At 71.6% G+C, this 19,890-nt stretch carries 17 protein-coding genes; 11 read left to right on the top strand and 6 right to left on the bottom strand.

The features are described 5' to 3' along the window. The first annotated feature begins 22 nt into the window (after positions 1-22). A complete protein-coding gene (locus tag ACFWY5_RS48115) occupies positions 23-511 on the top strand; it encodes a DUF3291 domain-containing protein (RefSeq protein WP_379623541.1) in 489 nt (162 codons plus the stop codon). On the opposite strand, the gene ACFWY5_RS48110 is transcribed toward ACFWY5_RS48115, so the two are convergent. Together ACFWY5_RS48110 and ACFWY5_RS48105 are read right to left on the bottom strand one after the other, a co-directional pair. After that, positions 448-1,632, bottom strand: coding sequence for a monooxygenase (locus ACFWY5_RS48110; protein WP_379638920.1), 1,185 nt, complete (start codon positions 1,630-1,632; stop codon positions 448-450). The two genes, ACFWY5_RS48115 and ACFWY5_RS48110, sit on opposite strands and share 64 nt — an antisense overlap. Before the next feature lie 80 nt (positions 1,633-1,712). Further along, positions 1,713-2,780, bottom strand: a complete 1,068-nt coding sequence (locus ACFWY5_RS48105) for a DUF3866 family protein (protein WP_379638919.1) — start codon at positions 2,778-2,780, stop codon at positions 1,713-1,715. A gap of 40 nt (positions 2,781-2,820) precedes the next feature. On the opposite strand from ACFWY5_RS48105, the gene ACFWY5_RS48100 reads away from it, so the two are divergent. The 5 genes from ACFWY5_RS48100 (at position 2,821) to tatC (ending at position 6,280) form a co-directional block, all read left to right on the top strand. Further along, complete coding sequence (locus ACFWY5_RS48100) at positions 2,821-3,768, top strand: helix-turn-helix transcriptional regulator (RefSeq protein ID WP_379623547.1); 948 nt, start codon at positions 2,821-2,823, stop codon at positions 3,766-3,768. 40 nt (positions 3,769-3,808) lie between these two features. Next, entirely contained in the window at positions 3,809-4,774 is a 966-nt protein-coding gene (locus tag ACFWY5_RS48095) for a helix-turn-helix transcriptional regulator (protein ID WP_379623549.1), read from the top strand. Beyond that, positions 4,771-4,959 (top strand): hypothetical protein, encoded by a 189-nt coding sequence (locus ACFWY5_RS48090; RefSeq protein ID WP_379623551.1) that lies wholly within the window; start codon positions 4,771-4,773, stop codon positions 4,957-4,959. The genes ACFWY5_RS48095 and ACFWY5_RS48090 overlap by 4 nt, the downstream gene beginning before the upstream one ends. 68 nt (positions 4,960-5,027) lie before the next feature. Further along, positions 5,028-5,351 carry a Sec-independent protein translocase subunit TatA gene (tatA, locus tag ACFWY5_RS48085; RefSeq protein ID WP_379623553.1) on the top strand — a complete coding sequence of 108 codons (324 nt, stop codon included), beginning with the start codon at positions 5,028-5,030 and terminating at the stop codon, positions 5,349-5,351. A 107-nt stretch (positions 5,352-5,458) separates the two neighbouring features. Next, positions 5,459-6,280: a twin-arginine translocase subunit TatC gene (gene tatC, locus ACFWY5_RS48080; protein WP_379638918.1), complete on the top strand. Its 822-nt coding sequence runs from the start codon at positions 5,459-5,461 to the stop codon at positions 6,278-6,280. A gap of 9 nt (positions 6,281-6,289) precedes the next feature. Here tatC and ACFWY5_RS48075 read toward each other — a convergent pair whose 3' ends face one another. After that, on the bottom strand, positions 6,290-7,468 hold the full coding sequence (locus ACFWY5_RS48075; RefSeq protein ID WP_379638917.1) for a cytochrome P450: 1,179 nt from the start codon (positions 7,466-7,468) through the stop codon (positions 6,290-6,292). A gap of 130 nt (positions 7,469-7,598) precedes the next feature. Here ACFWY5_RS48075 and ACFWY5_RS48070 point away from each other — a divergent pair, with 130 nt between their 5' ends. Beyond that, positions 7,599-8,489: a diacylglycerol kinase gene (locus ACFWY5_RS48070; protein WP_379638916.1), complete on the top strand. Its 891-nt coding sequence runs from the start codon at positions 7,599-7,601 to the stop codon at positions 8,487-8,489. Between the two features lie 20 nt (positions 8,490-8,509). On the opposite strand, the gene ACFWY5_RS48065 is transcribed toward ACFWY5_RS48070, so the two are convergent. After that, a complete protein-coding gene (locus tag ACFWY5_RS48065; protein ID WP_379638915.1) occupies positions 8,510-9,448 on the bottom strand; it encodes a BtrH N-terminal domain-containing protein in 939 nt (312 codons plus the stop codon). 69 nt (positions 9,449-9,517) lie between these two features. On the opposite strand from ACFWY5_RS48065, the gene ACFWY5_RS48060 reads away from it, so the two are divergent. Continuing rightward, positions 9,518-12,241 carry a DEAD/DEAH box helicase gene (locus tag ACFWY5_RS48060; protein ID WP_379623563.1) on the top strand — a complete coding sequence of 908 codons (2,724 nt, stop codon included), beginning with the start codon at positions 9,518-9,520 and terminating at the stop codon, positions 12,239-12,241. 45 nt (positions 12,242-12,286) lie between these two features. Here ACFWY5_RS48060 and ACFWY5_RS48055 read toward each other — a convergent pair whose 3' ends face one another. Next, positions 12,287-13,153 (bottom strand): lytic polysaccharide monooxygenase, encoded by an 867-nt coding sequence (locus ACFWY5_RS48055; RefSeq protein WP_379623565.1) that lies wholly within the window; start codon positions 13,151-13,153, stop codon positions 12,287-12,289. A 226-nt stretch (positions 13,154-13,379) separates the two neighbouring features. Beyond that, on the bottom strand, positions 13,380-15,113 hold the full coding sequence (locus tag ACFWY5_RS48050; RefSeq protein ID WP_379638914.1) for a CBM35 domain-containing protein: 1,734 nt from the start codon (positions 15,111-15,113) through the stop codon (positions 13,380-13,382). A 154-nt stretch (positions 15,114-15,267) separates the two neighbouring features. On the opposite strand from ACFWY5_RS48050, the gene ACFWY5_RS48045 reads away from it, so the two are divergent. The 3 genes from ACFWY5_RS48045 (at position 15,268) to ACFWY5_RS48035 (ending at position 19,884) form a co-directional block, all read left to right on the top strand. Continuing rightward, positions 15,268-17,829 carry a glycosyl hydrolase family 18 protein gene (locus tag ACFWY5_RS48045; RefSeq protein ID WP_379638913.1) on the top strand — a complete coding sequence of 854 codons (2,562 nt, stop codon included), beginning with the start codon at positions 15,268-15,270 and terminating at the stop codon, positions 17,827-17,829. Between the two features lie 122 nt (positions 17,830-17,951). Further along, positions 17,952-18,227 (top strand): acyl carrier protein, encoded by a 276-nt coding sequence (locus tag ACFWY5_RS48040; RefSeq protein WP_379623571.1) that lies wholly within the window; start codon positions 17,952-17,954, stop codon positions 18,225-18,227. 28 nt (positions 18,228-18,255) lie between these two features. Further along, positions 18,256-19,884, top strand: a complete 1,629-nt coding sequence (locus ACFWY5_RS48035; RefSeq protein ID WP_379638911.1) for an acyl-CoA dehydrogenase family protein — start codon at positions 18,256-18,258, stop codon at positions 19,882-19,884. The last annotated feature ends 6 nt before the right edge of the window (positions 19,885-19,890 follow it).

Genomic DNA, 19,890 nt, shown 5'->3' with positions numbered 1-19,890 from the left:
CGGGCATGGTGAGGTGAAGCCCATGCACCTGGCACAGATGAACGTCGCCCGCCTGCTCGCCCCCGCCGACGACCCCCGCATCGCCGACTTCATTGACGGACTCGAGCCCATCAACGCCCTCGCCGACGCCGCCCCCGGCTTCGTCTGGCGGATGCGGGCCAACGACGAGGACCCCAGGGAACTGCTGAGTTACGACCACGACGACTACCTGGCCACCACGCTGTCGGTGTGGGAGTCACGCGAGACGCTGTGGAACTTCGTCTACCGCTCCGCCCACCTGGACTACCTGCGGCGGCGCCGGGAGTGGTTCGAGCACATCGCGGAGCCGTACGCGGTGATGTGGTGGATTCCGGTGGGGGAACTGCCCACGACGGCCGACGGTTTCGCACGGCTGCAACGCCTCAGGGCCGAAGGACCCGGCCCCGAGGCGTTCACCTTCAAGGACTTCTACGAGGCGACCCCGATGCCCAGGCACATCTCGTCCTGGGTGCCCTCGCCCCAGACCACGTAGCGCGGCGGCAGCTTCTGCAGCAGCGGCAACTGGGCGCGCAGCGAGGCGTCGTGCGTGCACGTCACCCGAATGGTGTCGCCCTTCTTGACCGCCACCGGCTCGGGCAGCGGCTGCAGCGCCTGGTTGTCGAAGTTGTACTCGGGCACGTCGAGCAGCGTGCGCCCGCCCGCCTTGCCCGGGTTGAGCTCCACCTTGATCGAACGGCCCAGCAGGTGCATGTGCCCGGCCAGCGCGTGCAGCGTGAAGGCCGAGGGCGAGGTCACGTCGCAGTGCTGCGTGGCCCCCGGTTTGATCCCGTCCTTCTCACACCGCTTCATCAGCACGTTGACCACCGCAGCCGAGTCGCGGCCGAAGCGCTTGCCCACGTCCGCGACCGCCGCCTCGCGCTCGCACAGCGGGCCCTTCTCGCTCGCGGTGCACGGCAGCTCGATCGGCGCGGGGAACAACGTCGTCGCCAGCGGCGTGCGCGGGCCCGTGGCCAGGCGCAGCCGCACGCTCGACTGGTCGGTGCCGGCGGGCTTCCCGTCCATCGCCAGCGTGCTGTAGTGGACCTGCATGACCAGCGCGCCGCCCTTGGCCATCGGATAGCCGAGCTTCGGATCCAGCAGAACCTCGTTCGTGCCGGGCGCCCAGTGGCCGATCCACGAGGCCTCGCGCACGCCGGCGTCGCCGAAGCAGGTCCAGCCCTCGCCCTCGTCCTTGGCGTCGATCTTCTTCGCGTCCGCCAGCCCGTCAGGCGCCAGCGAGAACAGGATCGCGTGGTGGACCACGTCGGTGTTCTGGGCGGCGAACTGGGTGCCGGTCAGGAACGCGTCGGCCCCGGCCAGGCCGGGATCGATCAGAAAGCAGCGGTAGACGTCGGTGCCGCCGGCCGCAGGCTCGGGCTTGTACGGCTTGGGCATGGTCGCCGTCACGAAACGTTCACCCGCACGCAGCGGGGCGGCCGGCGCCGGGGTGGCAGAACCATGCAGTCCGTGCCCTCCATGCGAAGCCGTCGCCGACGGCGGCGGCGACGGTGACGCGGTGGTGCCTGATCCCCGGGCCGGTCCGTTCCCGCAGGCCGCCAGCAGCATTGCCGCGACGGCCAGCACGACGCCCGCCCCGATGCGTGTGCTTGTCATGCCTCCACGCTCTCGCGTCCGGGCGTGAGCGTCATCACACTCAGGGCTGATCCGTCTACGCCTCAGGTCGGAGCCCGCGTCTACCCCAGAAGGCCTGCCGTATGCCGGCCCGCCGCCGCTGAGGTGAGGAAATAGGCCAGATCCTCCTCCAGCCCGCGTCCCATCGTCGACAACCGCACGGGCGCGGCGCTCAGCGCCTCGTGCAGGCCCTCGACCGGCACCGCCACCAGCTCATGCCGTACGGCCAGCATCTCGGCCTGGTCCCTGACCCGCTCCCCGAACGCCCCCGGCAGCTCCGGCACCGGCACCTGCGCCGGGGCCAGCGCCACCCGCCCATAGGCGGTCAGCGAGTGGTGGGAGACCCCCACGTGCCGCTCGCGCTTGTCGCCCTCGCTGACCCGCAGCGCCGCCACCGGCCGCCCGCGCAGCACGGCGGCCGCGTTGACCGCCTCGCCCGCCGACACGCCGGAGAAACCCCACCGCGTGCCCGTGCCGAGATTGCCGGGGCCCTGGGTCACGATGGCCACGTCCGCCTCCAGCACGTGCCTGGCCGCCAGCAGCCCGGTGTGCGTGGTGACCGCCTCGACGTCGCCGCCGAAGGCCTGGCCCACCGTCACGACGCCGCTCAGCCAGCCGATCTCGCGCAGCTTCGCGCACGACATGGAGAACCAGGCGGGCAGGGCGCCGCCGTCCAGCATCACGTAGGCCACGCGGACGCCGGGGCGCGCGGCGTACAGGCCGCACAGGATCGGCGCCAGCGCCGAGTGCAGGTCGGCCACCACGACCGGCATGCCGTCCAGCGAGTCGGCCTCGCGCAGAAGCTCGTGGTAGGGCGAATCCTGCTCGTCCGCGCCCAGCACCGTGGCCTGCAGCGGGGTGTAGCGAGCCTTCACGAGGTGACCGGGACCGGTGGGATCTTCCGGCAATCTGTTCGGGACGGCCACCACCATGGCGTAACCTCCCGTACCGAGACCCATCGCGAGTGCCGTCGTGTTGAGCAGCACCTCGTCGCCGGGTTCCGGGCGGCCCACCAGGGGAGGGTAGGCCAGCGCCCGGCACTCACCCTCGGGAACGGCGACGTCGAGCTCCACCGCCCCAGGCCACTCGCGCCGGATCCGCGTCACCTCGCCCATGCGCCATCTGATCACCAGGGCAGGGTAGCGTCGAACACAGGAGGAGTGAGGGCAGATGTCGCGCCGTAAGACCGAGCGGTTGCTCAATCTTGTGATCTGCCTGCTCGCCACGCGCCGGCCGTTGTCGGCCGAGCAGATCCGCCAGGCCGTGCCGGGCTACGACCGCGACGGCGACGAGGCGTTCCAGCGCATGTTCGAGCGCGACAAGAACGAGCTGCGCGAGATCGGCATCCCCATCGACGTCGTGCGCGACCCGTGGGAGGACGAGCCCGGCTACCGCATCGAGCGCCAGTCCTACGAGCTGCCCGAGATCACGCTGGAGGCCGACGAGGCCGCGGTGCTCGGCCTGGCCGCGCAGGTGTGGCAGCGCGCCAGCCTGGCCGAGGCGGCCTCGGGGGCGCTGCTGAAGCTGCGCGCGGGCGGCGTGGCCACCGACGCGGCCGGCGGCGGGGCGCTGGAGCTGCGCGTCGACACCCGCGACCCCGCCTTCCCCGCGCTCTGGGACGCCGTGCGCGACCGGCGCGTGGTCCGCTTCGACTACCGCAGCGCCGGCAGCGAGAACGTGCGCACCCGCACCGTGGAGCCGTGGGGCGTGGTCAGCCGGCGCGGCCGCTGGTACCTGGCCGGCTTCGACCGCGACCGCGACGCGCCGCGCGCCTTCCGCCTCAGCCGCATCATCGGGCAGGTCGCCGCCGTGGGCAGGCCGGGCGCCGTCGAGGTGCCGCCGGGCGTCGACGTGCGCGAGATGATCGGCTTCCCCGAGGAGCCGATGGAGGAGCGCGTGGCCACCCTGCGCGTACGGCAGGGCGCCGGGGAGGGGCTGCGCCAGCTCGCCTCCGTCACCCGCGCGGGCGGCGGCGGATGGGACGAGGTGGAGCTGGGCTTCTCCGACCCGGAGCGGCTGGCGGGCTGGATCGCCAGCATGGGCTCCGACGTGGAGCTTCTTGACCCGCCCGACGCCCGCGAGGCGGTCATCCGGCGGTTGAAGGGGGCGCTGGCATGAGCCGCGTGGTCCGGTCGGTCGTGGTGAAGGGGGCTTGGGCGTGAGCGGAAGCGCGGATCGGCTGCCGAGGTTGCTGTCGCTCGTGCCGTACCTGATGTCGCACCCGGGTGCGCAGGTCGGCGAGGTGGCCGAGGTGTTCGGCCTCAGCGAGAAGCAGCTCATCGACGACCTGCAGCTGGTGTGGATGTGCGGCCTGCCCGGCCACACCCCCGGCGACCTCATCGACGTCTCCTGGGACGGCGGCGAGATCGTCATCGACAACGCCGACACCATCGCCAGGCCGCTGCGCCTGGGGATCGACGAGGCCAGCGCCCTGCTGGTGGCGCTGCGGATGCTCGGCGCGATGCCGGAGTTCGCCGAGGTGCCCGGTGACGCGCTGCCGCGTGTGGTGGCCAAGCTGGAGCGCGCCGCCGGCGAGGGCGCCGCCGCGGTCAGCAGCCAGGTCGCGGTGGACGTCGACGCCGCCCCGGACGCGCTGCCCCGGGTGCGCGACGCGCTCAACAGGAAGCGCCGCCTGTCGCTGCGCTACTACGTGCCGGGCCGCGACGAGGTGACCCCGCGCGAGGTCGACCCCACCCGGGTCATGGTCGTGGACGGCCGCACCTACATGGAGGGCTGGTGCTACCGCGCGGAGGCGATGCGGCTGTTCCGGCTCGACCGCGTCGTGGGCGTCGACGTGCTGGACGTGCCCGCCGATCCGCCCGCCGACGCCGAGCCGATCGACGTCACCCAGGGCGTCTTCCGGCCCTCGCCGACCGACGAGCTGGTCGAGCTGGAGGTCAGCGCTGCCGGGCGGTGGGTGGCGGAGTACTACCCGGTCGAGGGCGTGACCGAGCTGGGCGAGGGACGGCTGCGCATCGCGTTGCGCGCCCGTGACGAGGACTGGGTGCTCAAGCTGGCGCTGCGGCTGGGTGACACCGGCCGCGTGGTCGCCCCCGGGGCGATGGCGGAGCGGGTGCGCGAGGAGGCCGAGCGCGCCCTGGCCCTGTACGCTCACCGGTCATGACGTGGATCTTCGTGGCGATCGGGCTCGGGGTCGCGGGCATCGCCGTCCTGGTGGCCGCGGGGGTGCGGGTCCTGTCCGCGGCACGCGAGCTGAGCAGGGAACTCACGCGCGCCGAGGCCCGGATTTCGCCCGCCGAGGAACGCCTGCGGGGTCAAATCGGGATGAACAAGGCCGTGGAGGGATGAGTCTGGGCCCCGAGCAGCGTACGATCGTGGCTGAGAAAGCCTCTCGCTCGCACTAAAGGAAGTTTTCCATGTCCTTCGGACCTGAGTGGATCGTCATCATCGTGGTGCTTCTCCTGCTGTTCGGCGGCAAGAAGCTCCCCGACCTCGCCCGCGGTGTGGGCCGGTCCCTGCGCATCTTCAAGGCTGAGACCAGCGACCTGCGCAAGGAAGACGACGACGACTCCAAGACCACGGTGGTACAGGGGCAGACCGTGCAGCAGCCGGCCGCGCCCGTCAGCCCGCAGCAGATCCCGCCGGCCGTGCCTCCGCTGACGCCGGAGGAGCAGGCCCGCCGCCTTGAGGAGGAGGCCGCCCGGCTGCGTGCCAACGCGCAAGCCGACAAGCAGGCCTGACCCAACCACACGGACGAGGACCGCACATGGCGCTGCTCAAACGGACGAGCTCCGAGAGCTCCGGGGGCTCGGAGGCACCTCAGGACTCCGAGGGCCGCATGCCGCTCATGGATCACCTCCGTGAGCTGCGCAACCGCATCGTCATCTCCGTCCTCGCCCTAGCCGTGACCACCATCGTCGGGTTGATCTTCTTCGATCCGATCTGGAAGTTCATGGCCGAGCCGTACTGCTCGCTGAAGATCTCCCAGCAGCTGCGGCCCGAGTGCACGTTCGCCGTGCGCGGCGTCTTCGAGTCCTTCTTCGTCAACCTGCAGGTCGCCGCGCTCTTCGGGCTCGTGGCCGCCTCTCCGGTGTGGCTGTACCAGGTCTGGCGGTTCGTGACGCCGGCCCTCTACCGCAACGAGAAGAAGTACACCGTCACATTCCTGGCGATCGCCGTCCCGCTGTTCCTCGTGGGCGCCGCCTTCGCCTACCTCGTGATGGACACCGGCCTCGGCTTCCTGCTGTCGTTCATGCCCGAGAGCGCGCTGCCGTTCATCGAGATGAACGAGTACCTCAGCTACTGGGTGATCATGCTGCTGGTGTTCGGCGTCTCCTTCGAGGTGCCGCTGCTCATGGTCTTCCTGAACATCATCGGGGTGCTGCCCCGGGCGACGCTGGCCAAGCACCGCCGCCTGATCGTCTTCCTGCTCTTCGTCTTCAGCGCGATCATCACGCCGGGCGGCGACGTCTTCACCATGCTCGCCCTGACCGTGCCGATGCTGATCCTGTTCGCGCTGGCCGAGTTCGTGATGTTCCTGCGCGAGCGGCGCCTGCCCGCGACCGAGGACTACTCCGGCCTGGATGACGACGAGGCCTCGCCGCTGGACACCCCCGCGGACGTCACGGCGGACAACACCGACATGGAGACCGGCCCCGACACCCGGTGATCACGGCCTTCACCAGGTGACCGGCAGCGCGCGCACGCCGTAGAAGACCGCCTGCTCCTTGAACTCGAGCCGCTCCAGCGGTACGGCCGGCGCCAGCGTCGGCACGCGGCGGAACAACGTGCCGAACACGACCTGCAGCTCCACGCGGGCCAGCGGCTGCCCCAGGCACTGGTGCGGGCCGAAGCCGAACGCGATGTGGTGGCGGCTCTCCCTGCCCACGTCGAGGGCGTCCGGCGCGGGAAAGGCCGACGGGTCCCGGTTGGCGGTGCTCTTCACCACGATGATCCCCTCGCCCCGGCGGATCAGCTGCCCGCCGACCTCGATGTCCTCGCGGGCGACGCGGCGCGCCTCGGTGTGGGTGACCGACAGGTAGCGCAGCAGTTCCTCGGCCGCGGCGGCCGGGGCGACCGAGCCGTCGCGGACCGCGGCCAGCTGCGCGGGGTTCGCCAGCAGCGCGGCGGTGCCGAGGGCGATCATGTTCGCGGTCGTGTCGTGCCCGGCCACCAGCAGCAGCTGGCCCGTCGTCGCGATCTCGGCGCGGCTCAGCACGCCTTCGACGGCCAGCCTGCTGAGCACGTCCTCGCCCGGCTCGGCCCGTCTGTGGTCCACCAGCCGCTCCAGGTAGGCGTGGAGCTCCTCGCTGGCCGCCAGGGCCCGTGCGGGGTCGCCCTCGTCCATGACGAGCTCGCCGGCCACACGCTGGAAGAAGCCGCGTTCGGCGTACGGCACGCCCAGCAGCTCGCAGATCACCAGCGACGGCACCGGCATCGCGAACGCCTCGAACAGGTCGGCGGGCTTCGGGCCGTCGAGCAGGGCGTCGATGAGCCCGTCCACGATCTCCTGGATCCTTGGCCGCAGCGCCTCCATCCTCCTGACCGTGAAGTCGGCGGTCAGCAGCCGCCGGTGGGTGACGTGCTCGGGCGCGTCCATCTGCATCAGGGTCTTCATCCGGGCGTCGCGGGCCTTGCTGACGGCGTTGGTGTGCGGGAAGCCGGGCTCGGCGACGTCGACGCTGACGCGCGGGTCGGCCAGCAGCGCCCGCGCGTCGGCGTGCCGGGTGACCATCCAGGCCGTGCCGCCGTCCCAGAGGCGTACGCGGGCGACCGGGCCGTGTAGCGTCAGGCCCGGCGGCGGGTCGAAGGGGCAGCGGGCGTCGCGGGGCATCGGGAAATCAGGGGTGTTCGCCATGTCCTCCAGCCTGTCGTTGAACGCGGCCCGGAGACTTCTGGCCGCTTCGCGCAGGTCAGGCGGGGCGCAGCCTCAAGCCCCGGGGCAGGCTGATCTGGTGTCCTTCCCGAATCCCCGGTAGGTTCCGGGCGTGTCCGTGCAACTCGCCCTCCTCGTGAATCCGGCCGCGCGCGGCGGCCGTACCGTGCGCCTGCTGGAGCCGGTGGTGCGCCGCCTGCGTGACGGGGGCGCCGACGTGTCGGTGATCGTCGGCGATGACGCCGCCGACGCCCTCGCCCGAGCCTGTACGGCCGCCGCCGAACGCCCCGACGCCCTGGTCGCCTTCGGCGGTGACGGGCTGGTGCACCTGGCGGTCCAGGCCGTGGCGGGGACCGGCGTGCCGCTGGGCATCATCCCCGCGGGCACGGGCAACGACATCGCCGCCGCCTTCGGCCTGCCGCGCAAGGACCCGCTGGCCGCCGCGGACGTGGTGCTGCGCATGCGTTCCCGGCGGGCCGACGCCGCCTGGATCGATGCCGGCGACGGCGTGGGGGAGTGGTTCGCGGGAGTGGTGTGCTGCGGGTTCGACTCCCGGGTGAACGAGCGGGCCAATCGGCGGACGTGGCCGCCGGGCATGGCGAAGTACCTGGTGGCGCTGGTGGAGGAACTGCGCACGTTCCGGCCGATCCCGTTCCGGGTGACGCTGGACGGCGGCGAGGTGATCGAGCGGGAGGCGATGCTGGTGTCGGTGGCCAACACCAGCTCCTACGGCGCGGGCATGCGGGTCTGCCCGGACGCGCGGCCCGACGACGGGCTGCTGGACGTGATGGTGCTGCGGGCGGTGTCGAAGGGGGAGTTCCTGCGGGTGTTCCCCAGCGTGTACCGGGGCACGCACGTGCGGCATCCGGCGGTCTCGATCCACCGGGTCCGCACGGTCACGCTGGAGGCGCCGGACGTGGTCGCCTACGCCGACGGCGAGCGCGTCGGCCCGGCCCCGGTCACCTGCCGGATCGAGCCCGGCGCCCTGCACGGCCTCACCTGATCTACTTTGTAAAGGCGCCGTCAGATCGCCACGGTGGCGAGCGTCTCCATGGCGGCCCGCTCCCGCTCCGACAGCTCCCGCAGGATCGCCGCCGCGTCCCGCGCCTTGCCGCCGGTCAGCAGCTCCGCCACCGCGCTCCACATCGGCGCGATCCCGGCGTACATCGTGTGCGCCCGCCGCAGCGCCGGGTCCTCGGCGATCGTCAGGCACTCGGCCAGGAAGTCCCGGTACAGGTTGCGGAACAACGCGCCCCCGGTGCCCGCGCGCTCCATCAGCATGCCGGTCTCCGGCGGCAACCCCTCCACCAGGCCGGCCGTCTTGGCGATCCCGCGGTGGCCGAAGTTGGCGATGGGCGCGGACAGGAAGTCGGCCGCGTTGGCGCGGATGGCCGGGCCGATCACGGAGGCGAGGTCGCCGGGCCGGCCGGTGAGGGTGAAGGACAGGTGGCGGGCGGTCATCGGCCCCCGCTCTGCCCGCGCCGCCGCCAGGCTTTCCAGGCTCGTGGTCACCGCGCCGCCCTGCTGGTCGGTGTCCACCAGGTACGCGCGTTCGCCGTCGTAGCCGTACATGGCCACCACGTGGCCGCCGAAGCGCACCTTGGTGGTGAAGTACTCCAGGTGGTAGCTGTCGAGCTGCAGGCCCACCGGCAGCCCGGACTCCAGCGCCGCCCGCACGTTCTCCCATCCCTTCCGGGCCGAGGCGCTCTCGCGCACCACCAGGTCGAGGCCGAGCCGCCTGGCCAGGTTCCCGGTCAGCTCCATGGGCTTGATCCGCCCGCCGACGAAGCCCTGCCAGTAGATGAAGCCGAGCCCGGAGCCCAGGCCGAAGAGCATGGGCTCGGACAGGTCCGCGCCCTGGTGGCGCAGGAGCACGCCCAGCGCGCTGGTCTCGCAGTGGGCGGTGCCGTACGGGGAAATGTCGTGGAGCATCATGAGGACCAGCATGGGCTCTCCGCCCATGGGAGAGTCCACTCCGGCCGCCCGGCTACCTGGCCTGACCGGAAAGGCGGTTTCGGTAGGCTGATCGGTATGACGACGCCAGCGGAGCGCTACGCGGCCTTCCGCGAGAAATTCGGGGACGACGGTACGGCCCTCAGGTCGTTCCGTGGACTGTACGACTTCGAGCTCGACGAGTTCCAGCTCGACGCGTGCCGGGCGCTGGAGGCCGGCGACGGGGTCCTGGTGGCCGCCCCCACCGGATCGGGCAAGACGGTCGTCGGCGAGTTCGCCGTGCACATCGCCCTGGAAATGGGCATGAAGTGCTTCTACACCACCCCGATCAAGGCGCTGTCCAACCAGAAGTACAACGACCTGGTCAAGAGGTACGGCACCGCCAAGGTGGGCCTGCTCACCGGCGACAACAGCGTCAACGGCGAGGCCCCGATCGTGGTCATGACCACCGAGGTCCTGCGCAACATGCTGTACGCGGGCTCCTCCACGCTGTCCGGCCTCGGCTTCGTCGTCATGGACGAGGTGCACTACCTGGCCGACCGCTTCCGCGGCGCGGTGTGGGAAGAGGTCATCATCCACCTGCCCGAGTCGGTCAGGCTGGTGGCGCTGTCGGCGACGGTCTCCAACGCCGAGGAGTTCGGCGAGTGGATGGGGGAGGTGCGCGGCGACACCACGGTGATCGTCGACGAGCACCGTCCGGTGCCGCTGTGGCAGCACATGATGATCGGCAACAGGATCTACGACCTGTTCATCACCGACGAGCTCACCCCGCGCATCAACCCCACGCTCATGCGGGTCACGCGTGACGCCGAGCGCCTCACCCAGGGCAAGGGCCGGCGCGGCTACGGCCGTCCCCAGCGCTCCCGCCCGCCGGACCGCGCCCAGGTCATCGAGAAGCTCGACGGCGAGGGCCTGCTGCCCTCGATCAGCTTCATCTTCTCCCGGGCCGGCTGCGACGCCGCGGTTATGCAGTGCCTGTACGCCGGGATCCGGCTGACGACCGAGCGCGAGCAGCACGAGATCCGCCAGATCGTCGACGAGCGCACCGCCCACCTGCCCGACGAGGACCTGGCCGTCCTCGGCTACCTGGAGTGGCGCGACTGCCTGGAGCGCGGCCTGGCCGCCCACCACGCGGGCATGCTGCCGGCCTTCAAGGAGGTCGTCGAGGAGCTGTTCACGCGCGGCCTGGTCAAGGCGGTCTTCGCCACCGAGACGCTGGCGCTGGGCATCAACATGCCCGCCCGCAGCGTGGTCATCGAGAAGCTCGACAAGTGGAACGGCGAGACCCACGCCGACCTCACACCCGGCGAGTACACGCAGCTGACCGGCCGGGCCGGGCGGCGCGGCATCGACGTCGAGGGCCACGCCGTCGTGCTGTGGCAGCCCGGCATGGACCCGCTGGCCGTGGCGGGCCTGGCCGGCACCCGCACGTACCCGCTGCGCTCCAGCTTCCAGCCCTCCTACAACATGGCCGTCAACCTCGTCGGCCAGTTCGGCAGGGAGCGCACCAAGACGCTGCTGGAGGCCTCCTTCGCCCAGTTCCAGGCCGACCGGGCCGTGGTCGGGCTGGCCAAGCAGCTGCGCAAGCAGGAGGAGGCGCTCGACGGCTACCAGGAGGCCATGACCTGCCACCTGGGCGACTTCCCCGAGTACGCGGCGCTGCGCCGCCGGTTGTCCGACCGCGAGGCGGAGCTGTCCAAGGAGCGCGGCGCGGCGCGGCGGGCGGCGGCGGTCAAGTCGCTGGAGGCCCTGCAGCCCGGTGACGTCATCCGGGTGCCCGGCGGGCGCCGGGCGGGGCTGGCGATCGTGCTCGACCCGGGGCGCAACCCGCGCGGCCACGGCCCGAGTCCGCTGGTGCTGACGATCGGCAAGCAGGTCAAGAAGCTCGACCCGGCCGACTTCCCGGTGCCGGTCGAGCCGATCGAGAAGCTGCGCATCCCCAAGAACTTCAACCCGCGCGCGCCCAAGGAGCGTGCCAACCTCGTCTCCACGCTGCTGGCCAAGATCGGCGACCGCGATCTGGGCAAGCCGCAGCGCGCCCGCGACCACGCGGTGGAGGACGAGGAGATCAACGAGCTGCGGCGCCGTATCCGCCGGCATCCGTGCCACGGGTGCGACGAGCGCGAGGACCACGCGCGCTGGGCCGAGCGCTACTACAAGCTGCTGCGCGAGACAGAGGGCCTGCGCCGCAGGGTCGAGGGGCGCTCGCACGTCATCTCGCGCACCTTCGACCGCATCTGCGCGGTGCTGGAGCAGCTCGGTTACCTGGAGGACGAGAGCGTCACCGAGGAGGGCCGCCGCCTGGGCCGCCTCTACACCGAGCTCGACCTGCTGACCGCCGAGTGCCTGCGCCAGGGGTTGTGGGAGGAGCTCGACCCGGCCGAGCTGGCGGCGTGCGTGTCCGCGCTGGTCTTCGAGTCGCGCCAGGCCGACGACGCCCGCCGTCCCAAGATCCCGGCGGGACGCGCCCAGGACGCGCTGACCAAGATGGTGCGGCTGTGGGGCGAGCTGGAGGCGATCGAGAACGACCACGCCCTGCAGACGATCCGCGAGCCCGACCTGGGCTTCGCGTGGGCGGCCTTCCGCTGGACCAAGGGGCACAGCCTGGACGCCGTGCTGGCCGACGGCGTCAACGGCGGCGAGCTGGCCGCGGGCGACTTCGTCCGGTGGGTCAAGCAGCTCATGGACCTGCTCAGCCAGCTCGGCGCGGCGGCGCCGAAGGACAGCAAGGTCAAGGCGACCGCGGGCAAGGCGATGGACGCGATGCGCCGCGGCGTGGTGGCCTACTCGTCACTGACCTGAGCCCGTCAAGGGCGCGCTCCGCTCGGGAGCGCGCCCGGGCGCGGTCTAGACGCGCTGCCAGAGGGCGGCGACGTTCGGCGGCTCCCAGCCGGGCAGCGCGGTGTGCGACTGCAGGCACTGGTAGGTGACGCCGTTGTAGGTGACCCGGTCGCCGGGGCGGTAGGCGGTGCCCGAGGCCCACGTACCGCCAGGCTGCGTGGGAGTGGGGGTCGGTGTGGGCGTCGGGGTTGGGGTCGGTGTCGGGGTCGGCGTGGGGGTCGGCGTCGGCGTCGGGTTCGAGCCGCCGAACTGCACGTCGGAGCAGGTGTAGAAGGCCTCGTTGCTGCCGACGACCCGCTGCCAGATCGAGTACAGGATGTGCCGCCCGGTGCGCTGCGGGATGTCGATCGTCCAGTTCGTGAACGTCGTGGGGTTGAAGTTGTTGAACGTCTTGATGTGCACCAGGTCCGACCAGCGCAGCGGCTGCGTCGGGTTCCAGCCTTCGCGGGTGATGTAGAACTCGAAGTTGCTGTTCGAGTGCGGCGCGGAGGCGTGGTAGGTGATGGTGCGCGGCCCTGCGCTGAACTGCGTGGCGGGCCAGTCGGCGCGCTGCAGGTCCAGGCCCCGGTACTTGTCACGGCCCGCGCTGCAGAGCTTGCCGTCCGGGATGATCTGACGGTGGCGCCCGCCGGCCTCCAGCAGGGAGACCTCGTTCCAGTCGTAGAAGGCCTGGGTCCCGCCGGCGGCGACGGCCGCCTTGCAGGCGTCGGACTTGGGCGTCTCGGGGCCTTCGTTCTTGCAGGTGTAGACGCGGCTGGGCGGGTTGGACATGGTGCCGTGGGCAAGGGCCGGGGTGCTGGTGAGGACGGAGGCCAGCAGGGCCAGGGGCAGGCTGGCGGTGGTCGCGAGGGCCACCTTGTTTCGGGTTCGCAACTGTCTCTCCTGGAGAACGGGGGGTGAGGAGCGCGCAGCGGCCGATGTATCTTTTAGGAAACTTTCCTAAGAGTTCAACTATCGCCGAAGGGACGGTTTGACGCAAGGGATTGACGGATGAATGACGAAACCCTACGCTCCCGAATTTGCAGGAAACTTTCCTGTAAATTCGAGCATCAGGCCCCCGGCCCCCGTGCGTGCGCAGCCGCGGGGGCCGGGTTCTTCCCTAGTTGTCCTGCACGAACCGCTGGGCGAGCTGCCTGCCCAGTGTGATCGCCTGGTCGTGGTCGTCGATGGTCTGGACCTTGGTCCCGGTGCCGGTGAAGACGATGTAGGTCACCGGGCCGTCGGTACCGCCGTTCTTGGGATCGGGGTTGATGCCCAGGTTCGCCGCGGCCGCGTACGAGGCCTCGCCGATGATCGCCGCGGGGCCGGTGTCGCCCATCACCGTGTACTCCACCTGGCCGTTGTAGATGATCGCGACCACGGTGCCGCAGCCGATGCCCCTGGTGCGGTAGTCCCAGGTGCCGCCGGGACTCGGAACCACCATGTACGGCAGGCGCGCCGCGTTGAGGTAGCCGCCGCCGCTGGCCGGGCAGAAGGTCTGGGGCTGGAAGCAGCAGTCGGTGTCCTCGTTGCACTGCGCGGTGCGCACCCCGTCGCAGTCGATGTCCATGTCGCCCGTCCAGTGGACCGCGCCGGTCTTGGCGCAGACCGGGACGGTGCCCGTGGCGACGTCGGCGTCGGTCTTGTAGCGGCCGTTGGAGATCTGCGGGCAGGTGGTGACCTTGGACAGCAGTTGCCCGGCGGTGGGCCCGCCGGTCCCGGTGTCGGCACGGCCGGTCACCGGTGCGCTGGCGGCCGACTCGTTGCCGGCGGCGTCGAGCGCGGTGACGGTGTAGGTGTGGGTGGAGCCGGTGGCCAGGCCGCCGACGGTGGCGGCGGGCGCCGGCGAGGTGGCCACGACGGCGGTGCCCTCGTAGACGCGGTAGCCGGTGACGCCGACGTTGTCGCTCGACTCGGTCCAGGCCAGCGAGATGCTGGTGGCCGAGGTGCCGGTCACGCGCGCGCCGGCGGGCGCGGTGGGCGCCTGGCCGTCGGGGCCGCTGGCGCCGCTGACGGTGATCCGGTCGATGTTCGGGCCGCCGGTGGCGGTGGTCCCGGTCGCCCGGACGGTGCTGAGGCCCGCGGCCAGCGTCACCGCGACCTGCTTCTCGCTCCAGGTGCTCCAGGCGCCGGTGCCGGGGAAGGACACGCCCGCCGCGACGGTGGCGCCGTTGACGGCGAGGTCCATGGGCCGGGCGGCGGTGGTGCCGTTGGCGTAGCGGACGGTCAGCGTGTGCACGCCGGCCTCGGCGACGTTGACGCTCCACTCGATGGACCCGCCGGGCGCGTTGACGTAGTCGACGAAGCCGGAGCCGGTGTAACCGGCGTGGTTGGTGGCCACGCTCGCCTGTGACAGGACGGCGCTCTCCGCCTGGTACTCGGTGGCCGGCGCGCCGGTGGTGGTCACGTCGAGGAAGTCGAGGTTGGGGTTGCCGCCCGCGCCGGTGGAGGTGACGCGGACGGTGTTGTCGCCCGCGCGCAGCGCCGCGGTCAGGGTGGAGGTGGTCCAGGCGCTCCACGCGCCGGTCGGGCCGAAGGAGCGCCCGGACGAGACGAGCGTGCCGTTGACGGCGACGTCGGAGGTGCGGGCCGTGGACGTGCCGTTGGCGAAGCGCAGGGCGAGGGTCGCGGTTCCCGCCGCGGGCGCGCGCACCGTCCATTCCGTGTACGGCCCCGCCACGTTGTCACTGTTGACGAATCCGGTGCCGGAGAAGCCCGGGTGGTTGGCCTCGACCACGCCCTGGACGCTGGTGGCGTTCTCGGCCTCGTAGCGGGTGGTGGCGGCCTGGGCGGGCAGGACCGCGACCAGGGACAGCACCAGGACGCATAAGGAAAGCACCGATAAGCGGCCCATGCCATGCTCCTTCCGAATTTATTAGGAAAGATTCCTAACGACCATGCTGATCCGTTCTGGTGAGGATTGCCAGTCATTCCCTTGCATGGCCGTCCCAGCGGGCTTACGATCCGCGTAATTCTTAGGAAACTTTCTTTAAAGAAAGGCCTGGCACGTGCGCCGATCACTCACCCCCCTGATCGCCGTCCTCGTGGTTCTCGCTCTGTCGACCCTGCCCGCCAACGCCGCCGGCCGGCTGCTGGCCGCGTTCAGCCTGTCGGGGACGACCGGCACGTTCGTGGTCAGCAACCCCGGCACGAGCGCCGTCACGGGCTGGTCGATCGTGTTCGAGTTACCCTCGGGCGTCACCGCGAGCAATCCCCAGAACGCCACCATCCGCCAGAACGGCACCAAGGTGACGCTCACCCCGGCCTACTACATCGACAATCTCCAGCCGGGCAAGAGCACCGAGCCGTTCAGCCCCAAGGTCACGCTCAGCTCCGCCGTACAGCCGACCAGTTGTAAGGTCAACGGCGCGAACTGCGACGGAACCGGACCCGAGCCACCCGCCCCCGCGCCCGTCACCGCCACCTATGACGTCAGCGGCACCTCCGCCAAGATCGTCGTGGCCAACAACGGCACCGCCGCGCTCAACGGCTGGAGCGTCGTCTTCGACCTGCCCGCCGGCGTCACCGCGAGCAACGCCCAGCACGGCTCCATCAGCCAGAGCGGGCGCACGGTGACGCTCTCGCCCGCCCACTACAACACCACCATCGCGGCCGGCCGTACGACCGAGCCCTACAGCCCGGCGTTCACGGTCAGCAGCGCCAACGCCGAGCCCACGAGCTGCCGCGTCAACGACGTCAACTGCGACGGCTCCGCCGACGCCCCGCCCGGCGCGCCCGGCAACCCGCGCTCGCCGGTGAAGACCACCAAGACCGTCTCCCTCGCCTGGGACGCGGCCACCCCCGGCAGCCTGCCGATCACCGGGTACGAGGTCTACAACGGCAGCGCCCTGGCCACCAGCGTCACCGGCACCGAGGCCACCGTCTCCGGCCTGACCCCGAACACGTCCTACACCTTCACCGTCAAGGCCAAGGACCGCAAGGGCACGCTCTCGGCGGCCAGCGCCCCGGTCACGGTCACGACCAACAACCCCGCCGACGACACCCAGGCGCCGACGGTGCCCGGCAACCTGCGCAGCACCGCGCGTACCTCCGCCAGCGTGACGCTCGCCTGGAACGCCGCCACCGACAACACCGGCGTGGCCAACTACGACGTCTACGCCGGCTCGACGCTGGCCGCCACCGTCACCGGCACCACCACGACGGTCACCGGGCTGTCGCCGTCCACCGCCTACAACTTCACCGTGCGCGCCCGGGACCTGTACGACAACCTCTCGGCCGCCACCGCCCCCGTCGCCGTGACCACCCTCGACATCGTCGAGACCGGTTACGCCCGCGTCGGCTACTTCGTGCAGTGGGGCATCTACGGCCGCCAGTACTTCGTCCGCAACCTGGACACCACCGGCGCCGCCGCCAAGCTCACCCACATCAACTACGCCTTCGCCAACATCGACCCGGTCAACCTGACCTGCCTGCAGGGTGTCACCAAGGGCACCACGCCCAACCCGCAGGACCCCAACCAGGGCGACGGCGCCGGCGACGCCGAGGCCGACTACGGCCGGCCCTTCAGCGCCGGCCAGTCCGTGGACGGCGTGGCCGACACCGGCTGGGAGAAGCTGCGCGGCAACTTCAACCAGATCAAGAAGCTCAAGGCCAAGCACCCGCACCTGAAGGTGCTCATCTCGCTCGGCGGCTGGACCTACTCCAAGTACTTCTCCGACGTGGCCGCCACCGACGCCGCCCGCAAGAAGTTCGTCTCCTCCTGCATCGACATCTACATCAAGGGCAACCTGCCGGTGGTCAACGCCGCCGGCGGCCCCGGCGCGGCCGCGGGCGTCTTCGACGGCATCGACCTCGACTGGGAGTGGCCCGGCGCCGAAGGACACGCCGGCAACCACGTCAGCCCCAACGACAAGGCCAACAACACGCTGCTCATCGCCGAGTTCCGCCGCCAGCTCGACGCCCTGACCACCACCACGGGCAAGCGCTACCAGCTGACCGCGTTCACCCCCGCCGACCCGGCCAAGATCGCGGCCGGCTGGGACCTGCCCAACATCGCCCCCAACCTCGACATCTTCAACATCCAGGGCTACGACTTCCACGGCGCCGGCAGCGACAACTCGTGGGAGCCCTTCCGCACCGGCCACCAGGGCAACCTCTATCTGGACGCCGACAGCCCCTACAACCCCGACTTCAGCGTGGAGAAGGCGGTCAACGTCTACCTCAACGCCGGAGTCAACCCGCGCAAGCTGACCATCGGCCTGGCCTACTACGGCCGGGGCTGGAAGGAGGTCGCCGAGGGCGGCAAGGCCGGCGAGTGGCAGTCGGCCAACGGCGCCGCCCCCGGCCAGTTCGCCGAGGAGGCCGGCACCCGCGGCTACAGCAACCTCATCGCCGGCGTGCCCGGGTGCGCGGTCAAGCACGACGAGGCCGCCGTCGCCACCTACTGCTACACCGGTCCAGGCGGCCAGTGGTGGAGCTTCGACGACACCTGGTCGATCGGCAAGAAGACCGCATGGATCAAGAGCAAGGGCCTGCTGGGCGCGATGATCTGGGAGATGTCCGGTGACACCGGCACCCTGACCACCGCCCTCGACGCCGGCCTCCGGTAAGCCCGCTCCGGGGCGACCCCTTCTGGATAGGGGTCGCCCCGGCACGGCAGGGGTTGGATCACCCCGCCCGCCTGGCTTTACTGCCTTTATAGGCGGAAAAAGAAGGCGGAGGTGTACCCGAAATGGGCGACCAGCTCACCCAGCAGGCCGTGTGCAACACGATGAAGGGCATCGTGGCCCGCGTCCTCCAGGTCGAGGAGGGCGGCATCATGCCCGGCTCGCGCATCACCGACCTCAGCCTCGTCGAATCGATCAAGCTGCTGCGCATCGGCGGCCGCATCGAGCGCGCCTTCGGCATCGAGCTCGACAACGAGGTGCTCTTCCGCACCGCCACGCTGAGCGAACTGGCCGACGAGGTCCACCGGCTGTGCCTGCGCGAGCAGGAGCAGGCCGCCTGAGAACACCGAGCGGGTCAGGAGAGCGGCATTGAACACCTTCCCGTCCGCCGAGGCCCTTGAGCACACCCTCGGCGACCCCCACCTGCCGAACGGCCCGCTCACCTACGCCGCCGCCATGGCCGGTGACCGCGCGGAACGCCGTCCACACGCCTCCCTGGACCGCCTGCGTGGCTGGGGCTACCCGGCGTTTCTGGTGCCCGCCGCGCTCGGCGGCCGCCTCACCTCGCTGGAGGAACTGCTCGCGCTGGCCCGCGTCGTGGCCGGGCGCGACCCCACCGCCGCCCTGATCGCCACCTCGCCCTGGATGGCCGGCGTCCCCGTCTGGCAGGCCGGCACCCCCGCCCAGCAGCGCGCCTACGCCGACGCCGCCCTGCGCGGCCAATGGTCGGCGCTGTCCCTGCGGGAGCCGGAGCACCGGCCGCGGGAGAGCGTCACGGACACGCTCACCGCCTGCCGCGCCGACGGCGGCTACCGCCTCGAAGGCACCGCGACCATGGTCAGCGACGTGCGCATGGCCCGCTTCGCCTGCCTGCAGGCCCGCGAGCCCGAGACCGGCGCCGACACCCTCCTGCTCACCGACCTGGAGCAGCTGCCCACCGCCGGGTACGAACTGCTGCCCCGCGTGTCCACGCACGGCGTACGCGGCGCCGACGTGGCCGGCATCCGCTTCCACGGCGCGTTCGTGCCCGCCTCGGCGGTGCTCGGCCGTCCCGGCGGCGGCGCCGACCTGGCCGGCCGTACGCTCGCCACGATCAGGACCGTCCTGCCCGCCTTCGGCCTCGGCGCCCTCGACACCGGCCTGCGCTGCGCCTTCGACTTCCTGCGCCACCAGCGCGTGCACCGCGGCCGCGCCATCGACCTGCCGCCCGTCCGCGCCGAACTGGCCGCCGCCTACCTCGACCTGCGCGTCGCCGAGACCGTCGCGAGCACCTGCGCCCGCCTCCTGCAGCGCCTGCCCGCGCTCGCGCCCGTCTCCTCCGCCGTCGCCAAGTACCTGGTCCCGCACCTGGCCGAGCAGCGGCTGCGCCGGCTGGCCGGCGTGCTCGGCCCCCGCTACCTGCTGCGCCAGGACCACTGGTCGGGCATCTTCGACAAGCTCCTGCGCGACGCGCGGCTGTTCGTCCTGCTGCACGGCGCCGCCCACGACATGCTCGGCGCGCTCGCCGCCCAGCTGTCCTGCCTGGACGCGCCCGGGGCCGACCCGCGCCGCGCCGATCCGGCCTTCCTGCCCGTGTGCGTGGCGCCGCCGTACCCCTCGGGGCTGCGCGCGCTCGCCGTCGCGAGCGGAATCGACCCCGTCACGGCAGGACTCGACGAGGTGTGTACGGCGCTGCGGACCCACGAGCCCGCCCTGGCCGGATCGGCGGCGCTGCTGCTGGCCGAAGGCGCCCGCCTGCGCGCCGACGCCCGCGAGCCCGCCGATCCCGGCACCGAGGCCGGCCAGCGCGCGGGGGAGCGCTACGCCCGGGTCTTCGCCGCGCTCTGCCTGGCCAGGCGGCACCTGGCCGGGGAGCGGCTGCACTGGCTGGCGCCCGCGCTCACCGCCGTGCTGCGCCCCGGCACGCCGCTGCCCGGCGAGAACGTCGAGAGCCTGTTCCTGGAGCTGGCCATGGAGTACGCCGGCCGGTCCGCGCTGTCCCTGTCGCGGCCGGCCTGACGGGGA

The organism is Nonomuraea sp. NPDC059007 (genome assembly GCF_042740555.1).
In the GTDB taxonomy this organism is placed as follows: domain Bacteria; phylum Actinomycetota; class Actinomycetes; order Streptosporangiales; family Streptosporangiaceae; genus Nonomuraea.
The sequence above is the reverse complement of the archived record's forward strand: the minus strand, read 5'-3'. Positions and strand labels throughout refer to the sequence as shown.

Coding starts and splice junctions, on each gene's coding strand:
- ACFWY5_RS48075 (WP_379638917.1), bottom strand. CDS start 7,468: ATGGCGAACACCCCTGATTTCCCGATGCCCCGCGACGCCCGCTGCCCC.
- tatC (WP_379638918.1), top strand. CDS start 5,459: ATGGATCACCTCCGTGAGCTGCGCAACCGCATCGTCATCTCCGTCCTC.
- ACFWY5_RS48115 (WP_379623541.1), top strand. CDS start 23: ATGCACCTGGCACAGATGAACGTCGCCCGCCTGCTCGCCCCCGCCGAC.
- ACFWY5_RS48090 (WP_379623551.1), top strand. CDS start 4,771: ATGACGTGGATCTTCGTGGCGATCGGGCTCGGGGTCGCGGGCATCGCC.
- ACFWY5_RS48100 (WP_379623547.1), top strand. CDS start 2,821: ATGTCGCGCCGTAAGACCGAGCGGTTGCTCAATCTTGTGATCTGCCTG.
- ACFWY5_RS48060 (WP_379623563.1), top strand. CDS start 9,518: ATGACGACGCCAGCGGAGCGCTACGCGGCCTTCCGCGAGAAATTCGGG.
- tatA (WP_379623553.1), top strand. CDS start 5,028: ATGTCCTTCGGACCTGAGTGGATCGTCATCATCGTGGTGCTTCTCCTG.
- ACFWY5_RS48065 (WP_379638915.1), bottom strand. CDS start 9,448: ATGGGCGGAGAGCCCATGCTGGTCCTCATGATGCTCCACGACATTTCC.
- ACFWY5_RS48110 (WP_379638920.1), bottom strand. CDS start 1,632: ATGACAAGCACACGCATCGGGGCGGGCGTCGTGCTGGCCGTCGCGGCA.
- ACFWY5_RS48040 (WP_379623571.1), top strand. CDS start 17,952: ATGGGCGACCAGCTCACCCAGCAGGCCGTGTGCAACACGATGAAGGGC.
- ACFWY5_RS48050 (WP_379638914.1), bottom strand. CDS start 15,113: ATGGGCCGCTTATCGGTGCTTTCCTTATGCGTCCTGGTGCTGTCCCTG.